Origin of the sequence: Lentzea sp. CC55, from assembly GCF_021056325.1 — a bacterium.
Lineage (GTDB): Bacteria > Actinomycetota > Actinomycetes > Mycobacteriales > Pseudonocardiaceae > Lentzea > Lentzea jiangxiensis.
Window position 1 is genome coordinate 853,011 of the sequence record NZ_JAJCXE010000022.1, and the last position, 20,412, is coordinate 873,422.

22 protein-coding genes and 1 pseudogene are annotated in these 20,412 nt (G+C 69.8%); 9 read left to right on the forward strand and 14 right to left on the reverse strand.

The genetic code is table 11. From position 1 onward, the window contains the following. Positions 1 to 47 precede the first annotated feature (47 nt). Positions 48 to 1,067 carry an NAD(P)-binding domain-containing protein gene (locus L6E10_RS20015; protein WP_236220990.1) on the forward strand — a complete coding sequence of 340 codons (1,020 nt, stop codon included), beginning with the start codon at positions 48 to 50 and terminating at the stop codon, positions 1,065 to 1,067. Here the strand turns inward: L6E10_RS20015 and L6E10_RS20020 are convergent. After that, positions 1,064 to 1,732 (reverse strand): dienelactone hydrolase family protein, encoded by a 669-nt coding sequence (locus tag L6E10_RS20020; protein WP_236220991.1) that lies wholly within the window; start codon positions 1,730 to 1,732, stop codon positions 1,064 to 1,066. The genes L6E10_RS20015 and L6E10_RS20020 overlap by 4 nt on opposite strands. A 113-nt stretch (positions 1,733 to 1,845) precedes the next feature. Between L6E10_RS20020 and L6E10_RS20025 the strand changes: the two genes are divergently transcribed. Next, entirely contained in the window at positions 1,846 to 2,619 is a 774-nt protein-coding gene (locus L6E10_RS20025; RefSeq protein ID WP_236220992.1) for an HAD family hydrolase, read from the forward strand. Here the strand turns inward: L6E10_RS20025 and L6E10_RS20030 are convergent. The 5 genes and pseudogenes from L6E10_RS20030 to L6E10_RS20050 form a co-directional block, all read right to left on the reverse strand. After that, on the reverse strand, positions 2,616 to 2,960 hold the full coding sequence (locus L6E10_RS20030) for an NTP pyrophosphohydrolase (RefSeq protein ID WP_090103528.1): 345 nt from the start codon (positions 2,958 to 2,960) through the stop codon (positions 2,616 to 2,618). The genes L6E10_RS20025 and L6E10_RS20030 overlap by 4 nt on opposite strands. A gap of 14 nt (positions 2,961 to 2,974) precedes the next feature. Next, positions 2,975 to 4,345, reverse strand: a complete 1,371-nt coding sequence (locus tag L6E10_RS20035) for a S28 family serine protease (RefSeq protein ID WP_236220993.1) — start codon at positions 4,343 to 4,345, stop codon at positions 2,975 to 2,977. Between the two features lie 52 nt (positions 4,346 to 4,397). Next, complete coding sequence (locus L6E10_RS20040; RefSeq protein WP_236220994.1) at positions 4,398 to 5,249, reverse strand: NAD(P)-dependent oxidoreductase; 852 nt, start codon at positions 5,247 to 5,249, stop codon at positions 4,398 to 4,400. 228 nt (positions 5,250 to 5,477) lie between these two features. Further along, on the reverse strand, positions 5,478 to 5,636 hold the full coding sequence (locus tag L6E10_RS20045) for a hypothetical protein (RefSeq protein ID WP_218130504.1): 159 nt from the start codon (positions 5,634 to 5,636) through the stop codon (positions 5,478 to 5,480). A 281-nt stretch (positions 5,637 to 5,917) separates the two neighbouring features. Further along, positions 5,918 to 6,052: pseudogene (locus tag L6E10_RS20050) on the reverse strand (ATP-binding protein); the annotation flags it as partial. A gap of 72 nt (positions 6,053 to 6,124) precedes the next feature. On the opposite strand from L6E10_RS20050, the gene L6E10_RS20055 reads away from it, so the two are divergent. Next, positions 6,125 to 6,739: an SIMPL domain-containing protein gene (locus tag L6E10_RS20055; RefSeq protein WP_236220995.1), complete on the forward strand. Its 615-nt coding sequence runs from the start codon at positions 6,125 to 6,127 to the stop codon at positions 6,737 to 6,739. 24 nt (positions 6,740 to 6,763) lie between these two features. On the opposite strand, the gene L6E10_RS20060 is transcribed toward L6E10_RS20055, so the two are convergent. Then, positions 6,764 to 7,024 carry a hypothetical protein gene (locus L6E10_RS20060; protein ID WP_236220996.1) on the reverse strand — a complete coding sequence of 87 codons (261 nt, stop codon included), beginning with the start codon at positions 7,022 to 7,024 and terminating at the stop codon, positions 6,764 to 6,766. 78 nt (positions 7,025 to 7,102) lie between these two features. Further along, positions 7,103 to 8,308, reverse strand: a complete 1,206-nt coding sequence (locus L6E10_RS20065) for an acetyl-CoA C-acetyltransferase (protein WP_236220997.1) — start codon at positions 8,306 to 8,308, stop codon at positions 7,103 to 7,105. A 53-nt stretch (positions 8,309 to 8,361) separates the two neighbouring features. Between L6E10_RS20065 and L6E10_RS20070 the strand changes: the two genes are divergently transcribed. Together L6E10_RS20070 and L6E10_RS20075 are read left to right on the forward strand one after the other, a co-directional pair. Beyond that, positions 8,362 to 9,597 (forward strand): 3-oxoacyl-ACP reductase, encoded by a 1,236-nt coding sequence (locus L6E10_RS20070; RefSeq protein ID WP_236220998.1) that lies wholly within the window; start codon positions 8,362 to 8,364, stop codon positions 9,595 to 9,597. Continuing rightward, positions 9,597 to 10,358 (forward strand): MaoC/PaaZ C-terminal domain-containing protein, encoded by a 762-nt coding sequence (locus L6E10_RS20075; RefSeq protein WP_236220999.1) that lies wholly within the window; start codon positions 9,597 to 9,599, stop codon positions 10,356 to 10,358. Before L6E10_RS20070 ends, L6E10_RS20075 begins: the two co-directional genes overlap by 1 nt. Here the strand turns inward: L6E10_RS20075 and L6E10_RS20080 are convergent. Next, the gene (locus L6E10_RS20080; protein WP_236221000.1) at positions 10,347 to 10,982 is read right to left on the reverse strand and encodes a TetR/AcrR family transcriptional regulator; all 636 of its coding nucleotides are present in this window, start codon (positions 10,980 to 10,982) and stop codon (positions 10,347 to 10,349) included. The genes L6E10_RS20075 and L6E10_RS20080 overlap by 12 nt on opposite strands. Positions 10,983 to 11,083: 101 nt before the next feature. On the opposite strand from L6E10_RS20080, the gene L6E10_RS20085 reads away from it, so the two are divergent. From L6E10_RS20085 to L6E10_RS20100, 4 genes are all read left to right on the forward strand, one after another. Continuing rightward, entirely contained in the window at positions 11,084 to 11,713 is a 630-nt protein-coding gene (locus L6E10_RS20085; RefSeq protein WP_236221001.1) for an SCP2 sterol-binding domain-containing protein, read from the forward strand. 26 nt (positions 11,714 to 11,739) lie between these two features. Continuing rightward, positions 11,740 to 12,954 carry an acyl-CoA dehydrogenase family protein gene (locus tag L6E10_RS20090; protein WP_236221002.1) on the forward strand — a complete coding sequence of 405 codons (1,215 nt, stop codon included), beginning with the start codon at positions 11,740 to 11,742 and terminating at the stop codon, positions 12,952 to 12,954. A gap of 264 nt (positions 12,955 to 13,218) precedes the next feature. Beyond that, a complete protein-coding gene (locus L6E10_RS20095; protein ID WP_236221003.1) occupies positions 13,219 to 13,638 on the forward strand; it encodes a hypothetical protein in 420 nt (139 codons plus the stop codon). A gap of 275 nt (positions 13,639 to 13,913) precedes the next feature. Continuing rightward, a complete protein-coding gene (locus tag L6E10_RS20100) occupies positions 13,914 to 15,074 on the forward strand; it encodes an acyltransferase (protein WP_236221004.1) in 1,161 nt (386 codons plus the stop codon). Positions 15,075 to 15,080: 6 nt separating this feature from the next. On the opposite strand, the gene L6E10_RS20105 is transcribed toward L6E10_RS20100, so the two are convergent. From L6E10_RS20105 to pdhA, 5 genes are all read right to left on the reverse strand, one after another. After that, positions 15,081 to 15,407 (reverse strand): hypothetical protein, encoded by a 327-nt coding sequence (locus L6E10_RS20105; protein WP_236221005.1) that lies wholly within the window; start codon positions 15,405 to 15,407, stop codon positions 15,081 to 15,083. Between the two features lie 68 nt (positions 15,408 to 15,475). After that, on the reverse strand, positions 15,476 to 16,399 hold the full coding sequence (locus tag L6E10_RS20110; protein ID WP_236221006.1) for a MerR family transcriptional regulator: 924 nt from the start codon (positions 16,397 to 16,399) through the stop codon (positions 15,476 to 15,478). A gap of 113 nt (positions 16,400 to 16,512) precedes the next feature. Continuing rightward, on the reverse strand, positions 16,513 to 17,901 hold the full coding sequence (locus L6E10_RS20115; protein WP_236221007.1) for a dihydrolipoamide acetyltransferase family protein: 1,389 nt from the start codon (positions 17,899 to 17,901) through the stop codon (positions 16,513 to 16,515). A gap of 14 nt (positions 17,902 to 17,915) precedes the next feature. After that, a complete protein-coding gene (locus L6E10_RS20120; protein WP_236221008.1) occupies positions 17,916 to 18,941 on the reverse strand; it encodes an alpha-ketoacid dehydrogenase subunit beta in 1,026 nt (341 codons plus the stop codon). Further along, entirely contained in the window at positions 18,941 to 20,137 is a 1,197-nt protein-coding gene (pdhA, locus tag L6E10_RS20125) for a pyruvate dehydrogenase (acetyl-transferring) E1 component subunit alpha (protein ID WP_236221009.1), read from the reverse strand. Before pdhA ends, L6E10_RS20120 begins: the two co-directional genes overlap by 1 nt. Positions 20,138 to 20,412 lie beyond the last annotated feature (275 nt).

Consider the following 20,412-nt stretch of genomic DNA (forward strand, 5'->3'; position numbering starts at 1 on the left):
TGAACTTTTGCGCCATCTTTGGCGTAGAGGACGCCGGGAGGTGCGTGATGGTGGAGTACCTGGTGATCGGTGCGGGTCCGGCGGGCTTGCAGATGGGGAGTTTCCTGCACCGCGCAGGCCGTGACTACCTGGTCGTGGAGGCGGATCCGGAACCGGCGGGTTTCTTCCGGACGTTCCCGCGGCACCGCGTTCTCTCGACCGACGACAACTGGTTGTTCGACGGAGCGCCGTTCTCGCGCTACAGCAAAAGGGCTTTCCCGAACGCCGACGACCTGGTGCGCTATCTGGAGGACTTCGCGCGGCCGTTGAACGTCCGGTACAACACACCGGTCAGCGACCTGAGCCGTTTCAACGCGCGGCACGTCATCATCGCGACGGGCAAAAAGCCCCACCTGCCCAGCATTCCGGGCGTCGAGAACGCGGAGACGTACGCGAGCGCGAGCACCGACCCGACCGAGTACGCGGGCAAGAGGGTGCTGATCATCGGTCGCGGGCACAGCGCGTTCGAGACGGCGGACAACATCTCGGCCACCGCCCGCCTCACCCACACCGTGGGACGGACCGTGCAGCGGATCCGCAAGGACGGCGAGGAGTTCGTCGCCACGATCGACGGCACCGGCGAACTGCGGTACGACAGGGTCGTCGTCTGCGCCGGCTTCCGCCGCGACACCACCCTCGACCACCCGCAGGCGCACGTGCTCACCGGCGACTCGATCAAAGCGATCCGGCACGCCGCCCGAGCACTGCACCGCACCCTGGAAGCCGAGCACCACGGCGTCCCGTGGCCGCACCGCAGGCTGCGCAACCGCCCGGACGCGCTGGCCGCGACCATCGCGACACGGGCGGGCGAGATCCCGGACGGCCTCGCCGACGTCGTGGTGACGCAGGGACAACACGCCCTGCTCTACGACGAGATGCCCACGGCCGAGCGCAACGGCTTCGTCGTCACGAGCACGCAGGTCCGGCACTACCGCCGCAACGAGCTGATCGCCGTCGAACGCCGCCTGCACCGCAAGCCGCTGGAGAAGTTCTTCTCGCAGCAGCTCGCGGTGCCGTGCATCGCCTAGACGGGCAGCGTGCGCGCGAGGAACTGCGCGGTGAGGTCCCAGGCGCGGTCGGCGGCGGCCTGGTCGTACCAGGGACCGAGGTGGTTGAGGAACGCGTGGCCCGCGGGCTCCAGGTGGATCTCGGCGTTGTCGTGCCCCTCCACCGCGTCCACGACCTTCCGGTACTCGGTGATGTACGCGTCCTCGGTGCCGAAGTGGAACAGGATCGGGCACGACACCTCGCCGAGCGTGCCGATCTGGTCCGGCACACCGGAACCGTAGAACGACACGGCCGTGTCCGGGTCCGACGCGACGGCCGCGTTGTACGCCAGCGTGCCGCCGAGGCAGAAGCCGAGCACACCGACACCACCGCTCACCTCGGGCAGTCCGCGCAGGTACTGCACCGACGCCACGACGTCCTGCACGGCGAGCGGGAAGTCGAGGTTGCCGACGACCTCCATCGACCGCTGGATGCCGGCCTCGTCGTGCTCGCCCACCCAGCCGGGCTGGAAGCGGTGGAACAGCTCGGGCACCGCCACGACGTACCCGAGCGCGGCGAGCTTCTCCGCGATGCCCCGCAGGTAGCCGTCCAGGCCGAAGATCTCCTGGATCAGCACGATGCCGGGGCCGGAGCCGGACTCGGGGAGCCAGAGCGGCAACGGCATGTCGTTCACTCGATGCGTCATGCGACGATCCTGCCCGAGAGGGCGGGAATGCGGCACCGCACCTGCGAGCCGCCACCTCCGCCCTCGGCGAAAAGGTCTTCGTCCACGCCGTCGCCAGGCACGATAATCGGCCGGTGTTCAAGCTGATCGCGACCGACCTCGACGGCACGCTGCTGCGACCGGGCGGCGTGCTCAGCGACCGCACCCGCGCCGCGCTCGACGCCGTCGAGGCGGACGTCGTGGTCGTCACCGCGCGGCCGCCGCGGTTCGTGCAGGACCTGCGGCTGACCGGCACGGCGATCTGCTCCAACGGCGCGATGCTCTACGACCTCACCCACCGCGAGGTGACGCATGCGCAGACGGTTCCGCTCGACGTCGTGCGGAAGGTGTCGGAGGCGTTGGCCGAGGTGATCCCCGGTGTCGGCATCGCGGTCGAGACCGGGCTGGAAGTGCTGTGCGAGCCGGGGTTCCGGGGGTTCGGGCCGGGCAATCCACATCGGACGCTGGAGTTGCTCGACCACGTCTTCGACGAGGCGCACCAGGTCGTGCAGATGCTCGCGTGGGCGCCGGACGCCGAGAGCGACCACATGATGGAGATCGCCAGGGAGGCCGTCGGGCAGCACGTCGCGGTCACGCACTCGGGCGGTCTCGGGTTGCTGGAGATCAGCCCGCCCGGTGTGTCGAAGGCGGCGACGCTCGAAAGGCTGTGCGGCGCAAGGGGAATCGGCAAGGATGAGGTCATCGCGTTCGGCGACATGCCGAACGACCTGTCGGTGCTCGGGTGGGCCGGCACGGCGTACGCGATGGGCAACGCGCACCCGCTCGTGAAGCAGGCCTGCGGCAACCACGCGCCGCCGAACACCGAGGACGGTGTCGCGCAGGTCCTCGAACGACTCTTCCGGCTCTAGCGGCGCGGGACCGAGGTGGGTCCCGCCACCTCGGCGCCCAGGGCGGTCACCCGCTGCCTCAGCTCGCGGTCGGCCGTCACGACGGTCACGGCGCGGCCGGCGCCCTCCTCGCGCACCACCTCGACGATCGTGTCGTCGCCGTCTCCGGGTGCGGCGACGACACGGACGTCTTCGACGGAGGAAACGTTGCGCGCCTTGCCCTCCACGACCAGGACGACTTCCTCGTCACGGCCGCGCAGGGCGTCGCGGAGGCGTTCGGCCGCGGCCGCCCGGTCGCGCCACCACCCGTCGGGCACCGACCCGACGACGTTGGCGGCGTCGACGACGAGCAACGGCTTCACGCCTCCAGCGTGCCTCAGCCCCGGCGGGCCCGCAGCGCGTCGAGCGAGTCCGGGCCCTCGTCCACGGCGAGTGCCGCGGCGGGGGCCGAGGAGACGCCGGCCCAGCGCAGGACGGCGGCCGTCGCGGCGGCGCGGTCGGCTTCGGGCAGGCGGGCGATGTTCGCGCCGTGGTTGCCGCCCGGCACCGTGAACGACAGCGAGTCGCGCGTGCCGCGGCCCAGGGTGAACGGCTCGGCGCTCCACGGGTCGTTCTCGCCGTTCACGAACAGCAGCCGCGAGCCCTGGTGGCGCACCCAGCGGTCGATGTCGGCCATCGCGCGCTTGTCGAAGCGCGGGAAGCGGATCGTGTCGGGCACCATCGTGCGCGGAACGCTCGAACCGGGGTGGCGCAACAGGTCGCGCACCGCGGACTCGTCCGCTTCCGGCCAGCCCAGCTGCGTTCCGGCCTGGTAGTAGTAGGTCTCGTACGGCGCGACGCCCGCGTCGGTGTAGAAGTCGAAGCCGACGGTCTTGTCGATGAACGTCCACAGGTCGTCCACCGAGGCACCCGCGCCCGGCACCAGGGCGCACTGGTCCTGGGTCCCGTACTGCCAGAACGTGAACGGCGTGTCGAGGACCAGCACCTCCAGCGCCCGGTGCGCGCCGCCGAACTGCCTGTAGGTGTACCCCTTGGCCTCCAGGCGGGCGACGAACTCGTCGCGGTGCTGCAGGACCTGCCGCTGCACGCCTTCCAGGCGCCGGTTGCACGACGGGTCGTCGCCGACCTCGCGGATGAACTCGCCGTACACGTCGCGGTCGTTCACCACGTCGTTCGGCGCGACGTACGCGATGGTCGCGTCGACGTCGCGCGGGAAGAACCGGCGGTGGTAGATCGACGTCATGCCGCCCTTGCTGGCACCGGTCGACAGCCACTTCGCGCCGTAGATCTTCTTGAACGCGGTGACGATCCGGTGGTGGTCGTTGGCCGCCTGCCAGATGGTCAGGTCGTCCCAGTCGGCGGGCGACGGGCGCGACGGCGCGAAGAACCGCTGCTCCACGCTGATCTGGTTGCCGTCGACGAGCCGCGCGGGCTCGGAGGCGCTGACCGTGCCGGACAGGTGGTAGCCGGAGGTGTGCAGCACCATCGGCTTGGCTTCCGCCTTGTGCAGCAACGAGAACCGCTGCTCGAACTTCTGGCCGCGCGGCTTGCGGTGGTCCGCGGGCTGCTCGATGCCGAGGACGAACGTCCGCGCGGTGCCGGACGTCCCCTCGCTGATGATCCGCACGCCGGGAAGGGCGGCGAGGCGGTCTTCGATGTCGGGGGCGGCGGACACCACGGCGGCGGTGGCGGCGACCTGTGCCGATGCCAGGCCGAACGCCAGCAGGGAGCGTGCGAGTCTGTTCACCACCTCAAGCTATTGAGCCCGCACGCCCCGCCGGACCGGCCGATCGTCGGGCTTATCCGAAGCTCGCGTAGTAGGACGCGGCCATGTCCTCGTCACCGTGCCCCTTGGTGACAGCGCGGTTCAGCCGTGCGCTCGACGCCTGGGCCACGTCGAGCTGGATGCCCGCGCGCACCGCGGCCTGGTTCACGAGCAACGCGTCCTTCAGGGCGTTCTGCACGGTGAACGCGGGCGGGAAGGACCGCTCGATGATCGCGTTGCCCTTCATCTGCAGGTAGGCGCAGTCGAGGGGACCACCGGACACGGCCTCCAGGAACAGCTTCGGGTCGAGCCCGGACGCCTCGGCTAGCGACACGGCCTCGCCCACCGCCGCGGTCAGCGCGAGCACCCAGCTGTTCGCGACGAGCTTGAGCTTCGACGACGCCCCGGCCTCGCCGACCCACATCGTGCGGGAGCCGATCACGTCGAACACGGGTTGCACCCGGTCGCGCAGTTCCTCGGCACCGGAGGCGAGCACGACGAGCTGGCCCTCGGCCGCCGGCTTCGTGCTGCCGAGCACGGGCGCGTCCACGAACTCCAGCCCGAGCGACCGGGCGAGCGCGATGTGGTCCTCGGTCGCCTCGACGCCGACGGTGGACGCCTGGACCCAGACGGCGTCGTGCGCCAGCGAGGGAGCCGCGGCCTGCATGGCTTCGGTGACGGTGACACCGTCGTTGAGCACGGTCAGCACGACTTCGGCGCCATCGACGGCGTCAGCGGGGGTGCCGGCGACGGTGGCGCCCTCGGCGGCGAGAGGTTCGGCCTTCGCCCGCGTGCGGTTCCAGACCCGGACCTCGTGTCCGGCCGCGGCGAGGTTGGCTGCGATGGGGGCACCCATGAGGCCGGTGCCGAGCACGGCGATCTTCATGTCTCCAGCAAACAAGAAACCTCGCGGTGCTGCCAGGTCGGGGGTCCGACAGCACCGCGAGGTCAACAGTGACATCGGCGTACCGACGCGCGCTGTTACAACACCACCATACTGTGGCGTGGATCACGTTTAACAAAATGAAACCCCTGGAGCGCGGGAGGTGCTCCAGGGGTTCCCGTTGGGGAGGCACCCGCATCGGGGCGCGGTGCGAGTGCCGGGTTCGTGGGGTCAGCGCAAGGTGGTGACCTGAGCCTGGGCGATTGCCATCAGCTCGTGACGCATGGACGGGGTGGTCGCCATGTCGATCGCGCGAGCCACGGCCTTCCGGTTGCGCGCCTCGGCACGACGGGCGCGGAGCTTCGCTGCGAAGTTCATCTCGGTCTGCACTTCCCTCTTCGAGGTCTTGTCGGCTGGTAACTCAAGTATGCACCTTGCCGAGCGCAGAAGCACGTGATTGTCCGGTGAGTTGGGGCACATGCCGATGAATCATCGGCTGACAACGTGAACGACCGGACAACGGGCGGAGGTGTCCGTCAGTTCTCCACCCCAGCAGGAACCGCCCGAAGTGCGGCACGGTGAAGGCGATCTGACCCCGTTCCGCGCTGCAGACCAGGCCTTTCTCGATGAGCGAGTCCCGCGCGGGCGACAGCGATGAGGGACCCGAGGACCGCCTCGACCTTGCCCGCGCCCCAGCCGCGCTTCACGGCCATCGACCGCAGCTCGCCGAGCAGCACCGTCTTGCCGACGCCTCGCAAGCCCGTCAGCACGAGGCTGCGTTCCGGACGGCCGCGGGCGTTGCGTATAGAGCTTTCTGGCGATGGAGCAACAGAGACGAATAGTTGCGGATGGCGGGCGGTGCGGGTTGGCTGGTTCCCGTGGCTGAAGTCGTGACGAAGGGGACCGGCGAGGTCGAGCGCACCGCCGACCGCGCCCAGGTGGACGTGACGTTCGAGGCTCTCGGCGCCGAACGCTCCGAGGCGGTGAGCACGCTCAACCAGCGCATCTCCGCCGTCGAGCCGCTGCTCGGGGAGTTCGAGGTGCGGTCGCGGCAGCTGTCCGTGCACGACAACTGGGACAACAACCAGCGCGTCGGCAGCCGCGCCCAGCAGCAGTACGTGATCTGGGTGAAGGACCTCGACCGCCTCGACGCCCTGCTGGCCGAGCTCGTGCAGGCCGAGCCGTCCTGGATCAACGGCCCGACGTGGGCGCTCGTCGACGACACCGAGGCCATCCGCGAGGCGCAACGGGAAGCCGTGGCCGATGCGTTGCGTCGCGCCGAGGGCTACGCCACGGCGCTGGGGCGGCGGCTCGGCCCGTTGCTGCGCATCGGTGACACGGAGGGCGGCGCGCACTACTCGCCGCGGATGATGAGCGGCGCCGCGTCGTTCGAGATGGCGGGGCCTGCGGGGATGGTCGACCAGCTGAACCTGAAGGCGCAGCAGATCACCGTGACGGCGTCGTGCACGGCCGCGTGGTCGCTGCTCGACTGAGGTGGCCGCGGGTGATCCGCCGCGCTAGTGGCCGCTGAGCGACTCCATCGCGTGGTGCACGGCGGTGGCGTCGGCGTCGCCCGGGCGGGCCTTCAGCCACCTCCTGAGCCACTCGACGCGCCGCTTCGCCGCCGTGGCCAGCGTCAGCGTGATGTAGGCGCGGCGTTCCCACTCGCGCGCCGACCTCATCGCGTCCGCCGCCGGCCGCCACTCGTCGCGGAGCGTGCCGACCAGCGCACGCGCCAGCACCGGATCTCTCTCGGGATCGACTTCCAGGTCCCCCACGCCCCACCCCCGGATCCGCGGCACTGCGGTCCGGAAAGTGTGCATGAGCGACCCTCGTCTTCGGCAAGCCTTACCGCGTCACCGTTCCAGAATCGCAGTGATGCCCTGGCCGCCCGCGGCACAAATGGACACGAACCCGCGTCCACTTCCCTTCCGGTGCAGCAGCTTCGCCAGGGTCGCCACGATCCGGGCACCGGTCGCGGCGAACGGGTGTCCGGCCGCGAGCGACGAGCCGTTGACGTTCAGCTTCTCCCTGTCGATCACACCGAGCTCCTCCTCCCACGCCTTGAGCGTGGCGAGCACCTGCGACGCGAACGCCTCGTGCACCTCGTAGAAGTCGAAGTCCTGCAACGTGATGCCCGCCTTGTCGAGCATGCGCGGTGCGGCGTGCACGGGTGCCATGAGCAGGCCCTCGTCGCCGTGCACGTAGTCGACCGCGGCGGTCTCGGCGAACGTCAGGTACGCGAGGACCGGCAGCTTGCGCGCGGCGGCCCACTCCTCGGTGGCGAGCAGGACCGCGGAGGCGCCGTCGGAGAGCGGGGTCGAGTTGCCGGCGGTCATCGTGTCGCCGAAGACCGGCTCGAGCTTCGCGAGCTTCTCGACGCTGCTGTCCGGACGGAGGTTCTGGTCGCGGGTCAGGCCGAGGTACGGGGTGACGAGGTCGTCGAAGAAACCCTCGTCGTAGGCGCGCGCGAGGTTGCGGTGGCTGCGCGCGGTCAGTTCGTCCTGGTCCTCGCGCGTGATGCCGTACCGGGCGGCGGTGATGGCCGCGTGCTCGCCCATGGACATGCCGGTGCGCGGTTCGCCGTTGCGCGGCAGGTGCGGGACGACGTGGCTCGGGCGGAGCCTGGTCAGCAGGCTGATCTTGCGGGTGCGGTTGAACTCCAGCAGCAGCTTGCGGAAGTTCTCGTTGACGCCGATCGGGGCGTCGCTGGTCGTGTCGACGCCACCCGCGATGCCCGCCTCGATCTGCCCGAGCGCGATCTTGTTGGCCACGGCGATGATCGCCTGCAGACCGGTGCCGCACGCCTGCTGCAGGTCGTAGGCGGGGGTTTCGGGGCTGAGCCTGCTGCCGAGGACCGACTCGCGGACGAGGTTGAAGTCGCGCGAGTGCTTGAGGACGGCTCCCGCGACCACCTCGCCGAGGCGCTCGCCCTGCAGCCCGAAGCGGCTGACCAGGCCGTCGAGCACCGTCGTGAACATGTCCTGGTTCGACGCGGTGGCGTACGGGCCGTTCGAGCGGGCGAACGGGATGCGGTTGCCGCCGATGATCGCTACTCGCATGCCGGCATACTACCTACTAGCGGGTAGACTTACTAGCGAGTAGGTTGTTGTGCGTGGACAGGTACCAGAAGTTCGCGACGTCAGGGCTGGGCCGCCAGCTCGTCCGCAGGCTCGGCCTGCCGAACCCGCACCCCCTCCGCCGGGACGCCGCACTGGCCACGCCGGTGCTCGTCGGCGGCGCGAGCCGGTTGCCCTTCCTCCGGCAGCTGGAAACGGGGTCCGCCCCCTACGGCGCGCTCGTGTTCGACGCGTCCGAGATCAGCACGGTCGCCGACCTGCGCCGGCTGCACGACTTCTTCCACCCGGTGATCACGCAGCTCGGGTCGTGCGGACGCGTGGTCGTCATCGGGCGGTCGCCGGACTCCGTGGCGCAGCGGGCACTCGAAGGATTCGTGCGCTCGGTCGGCAAGGAGCTGCGCAAGGGCGGCACGGCGAACCTCGTCCACGTCCACGACGGCGCCGAGGAAGGCGTGGAGTCGACGCTGCGGTTCCTGCTGTCCGGACGGTCGGCGTACGTGTCCGGGCAGGTCATCCACGTGTCCGGCAACTCGCCGACCGGCACCCTGCAGGGCAAGGTCGCGCTGGTCACGGGCGCCTCGCGGGGCATCGGCGAGGCGATCGCCGCCACCCTCGCCCGCGACGGAGCCCACGTGGTCTGCCTCGACGTGCCCGCGGCGGGGGAGGACCTGTCGAAGGTGGCGAACGCCATCGGCGGGTCGGCGTTGCAGCTCGACATCACCGGCGACCCGGCGAAGCTGACCTCCTACCTGCTCGAACGGCACGGCGGCGTGGACGTCGTCGTGCACAACGCGGGCATCACGCGCGACAAGACGCTCGCGCGCATGGACGCCGACAAGTGGGACGCGGTGCTGGAGGTCAACCTCGCCTGCCAGGAGCGGGTCAACGACGCGCTGCTGCACGGCGGCGTGCTGCGACCCGGTGGGCGGATCGTCGGGGTGTCCTCGATCGCCGGCATCGCGGGCAACGTCGGCCAGACCAACTACGCCACGTCGAAGGCCGGTGTCATCGGCATGGTCCAGACGCTCGCGCCCGTGCTCGCCTCCCGCGGCGCCACGATCAACGCCGTCGCGCCCGGCTTCATCGAGACGAAGATGACCGCGGCCGTGCCGTTCGCGACCCGCGAGGTCGGCAGGCGGATGAACAGCCTGTCGCAGGGCGGTCTGCCGGTGGACGTCGCCGAGACCGTGGCGTGGTTCGCCTCGCCGGGATCCGGTGGCGTGAACGGCAACGTCGTGCGCGTGTGCGGCCAGATGCTGCTGGGGGCCTGATGTTGCTGCGTGCGGCCCTCACGTCGTTCCGGCGCGGGGAAACCCTGACCGCCGAACCCGTTTCGGCCTCGATCGACGTGTCGCTGGAGCACCTGTCGGCCTACAACGCGGTGTGCGGCTTCGGCCTGCGCGACGCGCTGCCGCTGACGTACCCGCACGTGCTCGGCTTCCCGCTGCAGATGAGGCTGATGTCCGGCGCCGGGTTCCCGTTCCCGCTGCCGGGCCTCGTGCACGTCGCGAACCGGATCACGCAGTCACGCCCGCTGGCGCCCGACGAGCCGCTGGAGATCACGGTGTCGGCGCGCGATCTGCGGCCGCACCCGCAGGGCACGCAGGTCGACGTCGTGACGTCGGTTTCCGGTGTCTGGGCCGGGGTGTCGACCTACCTGCGGCGCACCGGACGCTCGGCGGGCTCCGGTGAGGACCCGCAACGGCCGGCCGGCTCTGCGGTGTGGCGGGTGCCCGCGGACATCGGGCGGCGCTACGGCGCGGCGTCCGGCGACCGCAACCCGATCCACCTGCACCCGCTGGGCGCCAGGCTGTTCGGCTTCCCGCGCGCCATCGCGCACGGCATGTGGACCAAGGCCCGGTGCCTCGCCGCGCTGGAAGGGCGGCTGCCCGAGTCCGTGACGGTCGACGTCCGGTTCAAGAAGCCGCTGCTCATCCCTGGTCGCGTCGAGTTCTCCGCGCACGAGGACGCCGACGGCTGGAAGTTCGCCGTCTGGGGCAAGGGGCCCCATCTGCTCGGTTCAGCGACGTGACGGCGGATGCCACACGGTGCCGTCGACGAGGTCGCCGAAGCCCATCCACACGAGGTTCATGAGGCGGGCGGCGACGACGCCCGCGGGCTCCTCCGGGTGGTCGAGCCACCAGTCCGCGAGCGACTCGCCCGCCCCGACCAGCGCGGCGGCCAGCGACTCGGCCTCGAGCTCGGTCGCCGGGGCCTTCGTGGACTGGGTGAGCAGCGCCGCGACCAGTGACACCGCGCGGCCGCGCATGTCCGTGAGCTCGATCGCGAACGGACCGCCCTGTGTGGACGCCTGCCGGTGCAGCACCTGCCAGCTCGCCCTGTTCTCCCCGACGAACCCGAAGAACGCGCGCAGGCCGCTCCACAGCTGCACGTCGGGTTCCTGGTCGGGCTCGACACCCGTCGCGATGGCCTCGATCATCCGCGTCGCCTCACGCCGGATGCAGGTCGCGAACAGCTCTTCCTTCGACCCGAGGTAGGCGTAGAGCATCGGCTTTGAGATGCCCGCGACCTCGGAGATCTCGTCCATCGAGGCGGAGTGGAAGCCGAGCCGCGAGAACACGTCGACGGCGGCGTCCATGATCTGCCGCTCACGCACCGCGCGTGGCAAGCGCTTGGCTCGACCTTCTGTGCGCATCACTACCCCTCGTCCCGAAGGGACAAGATTATCCGATCGGCTTGCCGCCCTATCTACTCGCCAGTAGTCTTACTCGCGAGTAGGTACCAGGAGGTGTCCCCATGACGCTCGACCTCACCACCGAGGCGATCGCGAAGCTCAGCCCTGCCGAGCTGATCAGCACGTTGCAGCAGGTCTCGCCGGACGACCCCGCCCTCAAGGACGTCGACATCGACGTCATCGCGCGCGGCATCGACCCGAAGAAGCTGGGCAAGGACGACTTCGCGGCGTTGCTGAAGGCGCTCGGCGCCCTCGCCGACGGTGGCGCCGACCTCGACCTGTCGAAGATGGACCCGTCCAACTTCGCCCGCATCATCTCGCGCGCCTCGAAGGACCAGATCGAGGCCGTCGTGGCCGACGACGCCCTGCGGGTGCGCGTGCTGGACGAGGTCTTCCGCCGCATGGAGGTCCACTTCCGCGCGGACCGGGCGGGCGCGACGAAGGCCGTCGTGCACTTCCACGTGCTCGAAGACGTCTACGAGGCGATCATCGAGAACGCCGAGTGCACCATCAACAAGGGCGTGACGCGCGAGGCACGCGCCATCGTCACGCTGACGCCCGCCGACTTCCTCAAGCTCGCGACCGGCAACGCCTCCGCCCCCGTGCTGTTCATGACGGGCAAGCTGAAGGTGAAGGGCGACCTGGGGTTCGCGGCCGGGTTCATGAGCCTGTTCAACATCCCGAAGGCCTGACCGAACTTTCTCTTGGGAGTGACTCAGTGGGTGGCTTCTCGCTCGAGCTGAACGAAGACCAGACCGACCTGCGCGACTGGGTGCACGGCTTCGCTCGTGACGTGATCAGGCCGGCGGCCTCCGAGTGGGACGAGCGCGAGGAGACGCCGTGGCCCGTGATCCAGGAGGCCGCGAAGATCGGCCTCTACGGCTTCGAGGCCCTCGCGACCTGGTTCGCCGACCCGATCGGCCTGTCCCTGCCGATCGCCACCGAGGAGCTGTTCTGGGGTGACGCCGGCATCGCGCTGTCGCTGATGGGCACCGGCCTCGCCGTCGCGGGCATCTTCGCGGGCGGCGAACCCGAGCAGCTCGCCGAGTGGGTGCCGGAGTGCTTCGGCGACGAGTCGGACCCGAAGCTCGCCGCGTTCTGCGCCTCCGAACCGCAGGCGGGCTCCGACGTCGCCGGCTACCGCACGCGCGCCCGGTACGACGAGGCCACCGACGAGTGGGTCATCAACGGCCAGAAGGCGTGGGCCACCAACGGCGGCATCGCGAACGTGCACGTCGTCACCGCCGTCGTCGACCCCGCACTGGGCGCCCGCGGCCAGGCGGGCTTCATCGTCCCGCCCGGCACACCCGGTGTGTCGTCCCCCGGCAAGATCAAGAAGCACGGCATGCGCGCCTCGCACACGGCCGACGTCTTCTTCGACGACGTGCGCGTCCCCGGCCGCTGCGTCCTCGGCGGCCGCGAACGCCTGGAGGCCAGGCTCGCCCGCGCCCGCGAAGGTCAGCGCGCCGGCGGCCAGGCCGCGATGGCGACGTTCGAGACGACCCGCCCGACCGTCGGCGCCATGGCCGTCGGCGTCGCCCGCGCCGCCTACGACTACGCGCTCGACTACGCCAAGGACCGCGAGGCGTTCGGCCGCAAGATCATCGAGAACCAGTCGATCGCCTTCGACCTCGCGAACATGAAGATGGAGATCGACGCGTCCCGCCTGCTGGTGTGGCGCGCGGCGTGGATGGGGCGCAACAACGTGCCGTTCACCGCGGGCGAGGGCTCGATGTCGAAGCTCAAGGCGTCCGAGGTGTCGGTGTGGGCGACCGAGCGGGCGATCCACATCCTCGGTGGCGCCGGGTACACCCGGGAGCACCCGGTGGAGCGGATGCACCGCGACGCCAAGATCTTCACCATCTTCGAGGGGACCTCGGAGATCCAGCGGCTCGTGGTGTCGCGCGCGATCTCCGGCATGCAGATCAAGTGAGTTGATCACTTCGGGCCGTCCGAGGGGGCGGGGTCTTGCGAGGCTTGAAGACCCCGTCCACCGCGAGCCGCGCCAACGAACCGCGGACGGCATGAAGGGCGTTACCCCGGCACACCACGATCGGCTTCGTGCCGGGGTGGTGGCCCAGGTGCGGATGACAGCGGCCAGCAGGAATCCCCTTGGGCGGCCAGCGCACGAACAGCGGCGGTTCCGGCTGAGTCACCGCATCCGGGCACCGAGGACCATCGGCGGTATCTTCACCGGATGACGGACGTCCGCGACTTCCGGCATGCCTGTTATGCGGCTGCCCGTCGCACCGGCGGCAACGTGATCGAGTTCCGCCTCGCCGGCCGTGTGACACCCAACTTCCACCAGGGGCTTGTCGCTTACCGCGAGCGCACGGTCGCTGTCGCCTGCACGCGCGACTCGGCGGTGCTGGGCATCGCAGAGCCCCGGACCATCGATTTCGTCGACGGCGCCGTGGAGTCGGGCCCGCTGACGTTCGTCGACGCCCCTGAGCTGGTGGCTGCGCTGGCCACGCTGCTGCCGGGATCCCAAGTGCTCACCCCGTCCGAGCTGAACGGCCCGTTCGACGCCACGACTTGGCCCCACATCTCGTCAAGCGACATCAGGTGCTGGCGGCCCGGCACCCTCGGCGAAGCGCTCTTCAACTTCTGGGACTGAAGAACGCCGGAACCCCACATGCTCCGGTTGCCGTCACGCACCGCACTGACACCCGCGGCCAGATGACTTCCGCCAAGTGGCCGCCAGCGGGGAATCCGAACTGGCCACCGACATGGTGGGCTGCCAGGCCAGGCCGGGTGCAGGCCGTCAAGGGTCGAGCCGGTCGGACTTCTCGCCCAGGACAGCCCGGACGTGCGCCCCGGCCCGCGATCTGCGGCGTTTGGTAATGTGCCGGGCGCCCCGTGGTCTGGGCGACCCCACCCTGGAGGAACGCCGTGCGCACGTTGACCCATGCCGAGTTCATGGAGATGCGGCGCTTCCCCGCGCTCGACGGGTTGCGGGCGTTCGCGGCCGTGATCGTGGTGGTGTTCCACTTCGGCGGTGCCGAGTGGAAGTGGCTCTCCGGCTGGGTCGGCGTCTACCTGTTCTTCGTGCTCTCCGGCTTCCTGATCACCACGTTGCTGCTGCGCGAGCAGGACACCAAGGGCCGGATCTCGCTCAAGAACTTCTACATCCGGCGCGTTTTCCGGATCATGCCGCCGTACTTCGTGATCTTCTTCTTCATCATGGCGTTCTTCTACCTGCGCGGTGACTTCTTCACGATCCGCTACCCGGAGACGCTGAAGTACTACCTGCCGTTCATGAACGAGTTCCTGCCGGCGGGCATGGCGGGCGCGCCGAACGACTACTTCTCCGGTTCGTGGACGCTCGGCATCGAGCAGAAGTTCTACCTCGTGTGGCCCGCGCTGATGGTCGTCGCCGGAGTCGCCGCGGCTCGTCGGCGCGTGTACATCGCGCTGGGTGCGATGGCCGTGCTGATCGCCCTCATCCCGCTCACGGGTGGTTGGTACACCGCGTACTCGATGAGCGCGCTCTACACGTCGTCGGTGCACTACGTGGTGCTGCTGGTCGGCGCTCTGCTGGCGATCGTCATGAACAGCAAGCGCCTGTACGCGTTCGTCCAGCCGTTGACGCATCCGCTGGTCGCGCCGGTCTCGATCATCGCGTTCGTCGTGCTGCACGTGAACATGGAGACGCTCTGGCACTCCACCGGCAACGCCGTGGTGCTGCTGCTGGGCTACGCGGTGCTGACGGCGGCGCTGATCGTGTCGCTGATGAACCGCAACCCCGCCACGTGGGTGCTGTCGACCGCGCCGATGCGCTTCGTCGGCGACCGCTCGTACTCGCTGTACCTGTTCCAGGGCATCGCGGGCTTCATGGTCGCCTCGATGCTGCCGCGCTTCCAGGTCTACGGCACGCTCACGGCCGTCGTGGTGACGCTGGTGTCGTTGCTGCTGGCGGACATCGTGTTCCGCTGGGTCGAGCACCCGGCGATCGAGCTCGGCCGCCGCATCATCGCGCGCCGCTCGCAGAAGGCGCAGGCGCCGGTCAACCCGCCGCACAAGGAAGTCCCGCCGGTCCCGGTCAACGCCTGAGGGAACCTAGAGCGGTAGCCGCAGGACGGCACGCACGCGGTCGAGCTCGCGGCGGTGCACGGCGAGCAGCACGACGTCGGCGGGCCTGCGGAAGTGCAGGACCACGAAGCCGGGGTGCGGCGGGTCCTGGTCGACGATCTGCTCGACCCTGCCCTCGTCGTCGCTGAAGACGATCCGCTCATCCCAGATGATCTTGGTGGGCCCGAAGAACAGCTCACCCTCCTGCCACTCGCCGTCGAGGAAGACGTCGCCGTCCCCGCGCGAGTGGTCGTCCCCGCCCGGCCCGAAGACCTCGCCGAGGACTCCCCCGAGAATCTCGAACAACGCAGACATCACGATCCCCCTTCGTTGCCACAGGAACGAGCTGGGCGCCCAGCTGGTTCCCGTCGCCCAGGAAGGGCTTATCCGAACGGCTGCCCGGCCTCGCTCAGCCAGGTCCGCTCCCGCGAGTGGTCCGGCGTGGCCGGCCAGCCGTTGACCTTCGCGATCAGCACCCAGTACCGCTCGGCCCGCGGGTCCGCGAAGTCCGCGAACTCGCGCAGCTTCGTCACGAGGTGCTCGTCGTCCGGCAGGCCCAGGGCCCGCGCCCAGTTCGCGTTCACCCGGTCCACGACCTCGCGCGCCTGCTCGGAGTCCGGCGCGATGCCCGCGTCGAGGGCCTCGCGGGCCTGGTCGATCGCGAAGGTGAACGCCGCCATCTGGTCGTCACCCCGCGGCGGGCCCATGTCCTCGCCCGCACGGCGCTTTTCCTCGTGCTGCTGCGACATCCGCTTCACCGAGGCGCGGAAGTCCGGGTCCTGCACGAGTTTCGCGAGCTCGACCCACGCCTCCAGCTGCTCGGTCGTCGGGTCGTCCGGCAGCTCGATCCGCACGGACCGCATGTGCTGCTCGAACCGCGGGTCCAGCTCGTAGGGCCCGAACACCTCCTCGAAGAAGTCGTCGAGGATCCGCTGGCGCTCCTCGTCCGACATGCGTGCCAACTCGTTCATCAGTTCCATCTCCCCTCCTTTGGCGACGGCGCGCAGAACGGCACGGCGCAGCCGCAACGTCTTCATCTGCGCGTCGATCGCATCCGCGTGTGCCCGCGCCACGTCGGTCACCGACACCTCGCGCGCCAGTACGCGGCCGGCGGTCGGCAGGTCCACGCCCAGGTCCCTGAGCGTGCGGACCAGCTTCAGCCTCGCCACGGCGTCGGCGTCGTAGGTGCGGTAGCCGCCGGCTGTTCTGTCCACGGGCGGGATGAGGCCCGAGTCGGAGTAGAACCTGATGGTGCGGACGGTGAGTCCGGTCATCCTGGCGAGCTCGCCGATCTGGTAGCGCGTCACGGACCCACTGTGGACCCTCCAGTTGCTGGAGGGTCAACCTGAATTGCCGAATGAGCGGCTGAACAGCGAAAAGGCCCCCGCACCGGAGTGCGGGGGCCTCGTCACGGGCTACCTCAGTAGGTCATCGCGATGCCCGGCTCGGCCAGCAGCGCGCCGACGTCGGCCAGGAACTGCGAGCCCTGCTGCCCGTCGACCACGCGGTGGTCGAACGACAACGCGAGCTGGCAGATCTTGCGGACCTTGATCTCGCCGTCGACCACCCACGGCATGTCGCGGATCGCGCCCAGGGCGAGGATCGCGGACTCGCCCGGGTTGAGGATCGGCGTGCCGGTGTCGACGCCGAAGACGCCGACGTTGGTGATCGTGATGGTGCCGTTCATCATGTCGGCCGGGGACGTCTTGCCCTCGCGGGCGACGGTGGCGAGCTCGTCGAGCGCGATCGCCAGTTCCTTCAACGACATCCGGTCGGCGTCGCGGACCTTCGGGACCACCAGGCCGCGCGGCGTGGCGGCCGCGATGCCCAGGTGCACGTAGTCCTTGTAGACGATCTCGTTCGCCGCCGCGTCCCAGGTGGCGTTGACGTCCGGCGTGCGGCGGGCCGCGAGGACCACCGCCTTGGCGCAGAACGCCAGCGGGGTCAGCTTCACGCCGCGGAACTCCGGCGCGTTCTTGAGGCGCGCGCGCAGCTCCATCATCGGGGTCACGTCGACCGTCAGGAACTCGGTGACGTGCGGTGCGGTGAACGCGCTGTCCACCATCGCCTGCGCGGTCGCCTTGCGGACGCCCTTGATGGGCACCCGGCGTTCGCGCGTGCCGTTGTCCACGTGGGACGCGGCGGCAGCCGGAGCGGCGGCGGGGGCGGAGACGGCGGTTTCGACGTCCTCGCGCGTGATGACGCCACCGGGGCCGGAGCCCGTCAACGCGTGCAGGTCGACGCCGAGATCCTTGGCCAGCTTGCGGACCGGAGGCTTGGCCAGCGGCACGTAGCCACCCGGCGCTTGCGCCGGAGCGGCGACCACCACGGGAGCGGGAGCAGGAGCAGGCGCGGGAGCGGGCGCCGGCGGAGCCACCGCGGCGGCGGCCGGAGCGGCACCGGTGTCCTTGCGGGCACGGCGCTTCGCGGCACCGGACTTCGGGCCGTAGCCGACGAGCGTCGCGATGCGCCCGCCCGGCATCTCCTCGCCGATCTTGCCGGACGAGGCGCCGTTGGCCTCGGCGGCGGCCGGAGCCGGGGCGGCGGGTGCCGCGGCGCCACCGGGGTCGGTGTCGATCGTGATGATCGGGACGCCGACCTCGACGGTCTGACCCGGCTCGGCCAGCAGCTCCGTCACGACGCCCGCCCACGGGCAGGGCAGCTCGACGGCGGCCTTGGCCGTCTCGATCTCGACGATGATCTGGTTGACCGTGACGGTGTCACCGGGCTTCACGTGCCAGGTGAGGATCTCGGCCTCGGTCAGCCCCTCCGCCGTGTCGGGCAGGGGGAATTGCTTGTACTGCGGCATTTCCGGTTGTCCCCTTACCAGGCGAGAGAGCGGTCGACGGCGTGCAGCACCCGGTCGAGGTCGGGGAGGAACTCCTCCTCGAGCTTCGACGGCGGGTACGGGGTGTCGAAACCGGTCACCCGCAGCACCGGTGCCTGCAGCGAGTAGAAGCACTCCTGCTGGACCTTGGCCGCAATCTCGCTGGCGATCGAGGACTCGGACGGCGCCTCGGACACGACGACCAGGCGGCCGGTGCGGCGCACCGACTCGAACACGGGTGCCAGGTCGAGCGGCGACAGCGTGCGCAGGTCGATGACCTCCAGCGACGTGCCGTCCTCGGAGGCCGCGTTGGCGGCGTCGAGAGCAGTGCGGACCATCGGGCCGTACGCCACCAGCGTCGCGTCCGTGCCCTGACGCAGCACGCGCGACTCGAACAGCTTGCCCGGCGCGGCCGTCGTGTCGACCTCGCCCTTCTCGTAGTAGCGGCGCTTGGGCTCGAAGAACAGCACCGGGTCGTCGCAGTCGATCGCCTGCTGGATCATCCAGTACGCGTCGGACGGGTTCGAGCACGAGACGACCTTGAGGCCGGCGGTGTGCGCGAAGTACGACTCCGGCGACTCCGAGTGGTGCTCGACGGCACCGATGCCGCCACCGAACGGCACGCGGATCACGATGGGCATCTTGATCTTGCCCTGCGTGCGGTAGTGCAGCTTCGCGACCTGCGACACGATCTGGTCGAAGCCCGGGAAGATGAAGCCGTCGAACTGGATCTCGCACACCGGGCGGTAGCCGCGGATCGCGAGGCCGACGGCGGTGCCGATGATGCCGGACTCCGCGAGCGGCGTGTCGAGCACGCGCTGCTCACCGAAGTCCTTCTGCAGGCCGTCGGTGATGCGGAAGACGCCACCGAGCTTGCCGATGTCCTCGCCCATCATGATGACCTTGGGGTTGGCCTCCATGGCCGCCCGCAGGCCCATGTTGAGCGCCTTGGAGATCGTGAGCGTCTGCACCGGGGTCGCCGGGGCAGCGGCGGTCGAACGATCCATCGTCGGAGCAGCCATCAGTGCTCACCTCCAGCAAAACCCGAGACGTAGTCGAGGAATTCGTCGCGCTGCGCTTCGAGGTTGGGGTTGCCCTCGGCGTAGACGTTGCTGAAGATCCGTTCAGCGGGCGGGTCGGGCATGTTCGTGCAGAACTCCCGCAGCTCCTCGCCCAGCTGGTCGGCGTCGGCCTCGACGCTCTCGAAGAACTCGCTGTCGGCCCACTGCTGGCGCACGAGGTAGACCTTCACGCGCTCGATCGGGTCCTTGAGCTTCCACATCTCCAGCTCGTCCGACAGCCGGTAGCGGGTCGGGTCGTCGGAGGTGGTGTGCGCGTCCATCCGGTAGGTGAACGCCTCGATCAGGATCGGGCCGTTGCCGTGGCGGCACTCGTCGAGCGCCCACTTCGTCACGGCGAGCGTCGCGAGGACGTCGTTGCCGTCGACGCGGATGCCGGGGAAGCCGTAGCCGCGGGCGCGCTGGTACAGCGGCAGGCGCGACTGGCGCTCGGTGGGCTCGGAGATGGCCCACTGGTTGTTCTGGCAGAAGAAGACGAGCGGCGCGTCGTAGACCGCGGCCCACACGAAGCCCTCGTGCACGTCACCCTGGCTGGTCGCGCCGTCACCGAAGAAGCACATGGTGGCTTCTCCCTCGTCGTCGCCGACCTTGCCGTCGAACTTCTGGCCCATCGCGTACCCGGCCGCGTTGAGGACCTGGTTGCCGATGACGATCGTGTACGGGTGGAAGCGCTTCTCGACCGGGTCCCACGTGCCCTGGTCGGTGCCGCGGAAGATGCCGAGGAGCTCGGTCGGGCTGATCCCGCGCGTCCACGCGATGCCGTGCTCGCGGTAGCTCGGGAAGGCCATGTCGGTCTCGCGCATCGCGCGGCCGGCGCCGATCTGCGCGGCCTCCTGACCGAGCAGCGGCACCCAGATGCCGAGCTGGCCCTTGCGCTGCAGGGCGTTGGCCTCGCGGTCGACCCGGCGGATCAGGACCATGTCGCGGTACAGACCGCGCAGCTCCTCCGGCGTGATGTCGATGTCGAAGTCGGGGTGCGTGACGCGCTCACCCTCGGGGGTGAGGAGCTGCACCAGGTCGGCGCCGCCCTCGTCTGTCGCTCGCAAGCCTGCGATCACCTGTTCCGCTGTCGGTTTCGCGGCAGTGGCGGCCGGCGCTGCGTCCGGCTCAGGGTGCGTCCATTGCTCAGGGGACGACATGCGCCTTCTCCTCTGTCTTCTCCGACCGCCCGATCGCTCGTGACGACCTCGTGCGGCGACGCCGGCGGTCGCCGCCAACCCTGTGGGGCCGGAGGCAGCCGTCGACGGTGACGGTGGCTTACGACCACATCCTGACACGGCCTCACCCGAGTTGGTGAGACCCGTCCCACTTCGTAACACACGAGTCAACGTTCTGATCAGCGACAACTGTCGGAGGTTCGACCTTTTGCCCTCCGACGGTCCTCGTCCGATCACCGGACACCACTGTCCCGGTT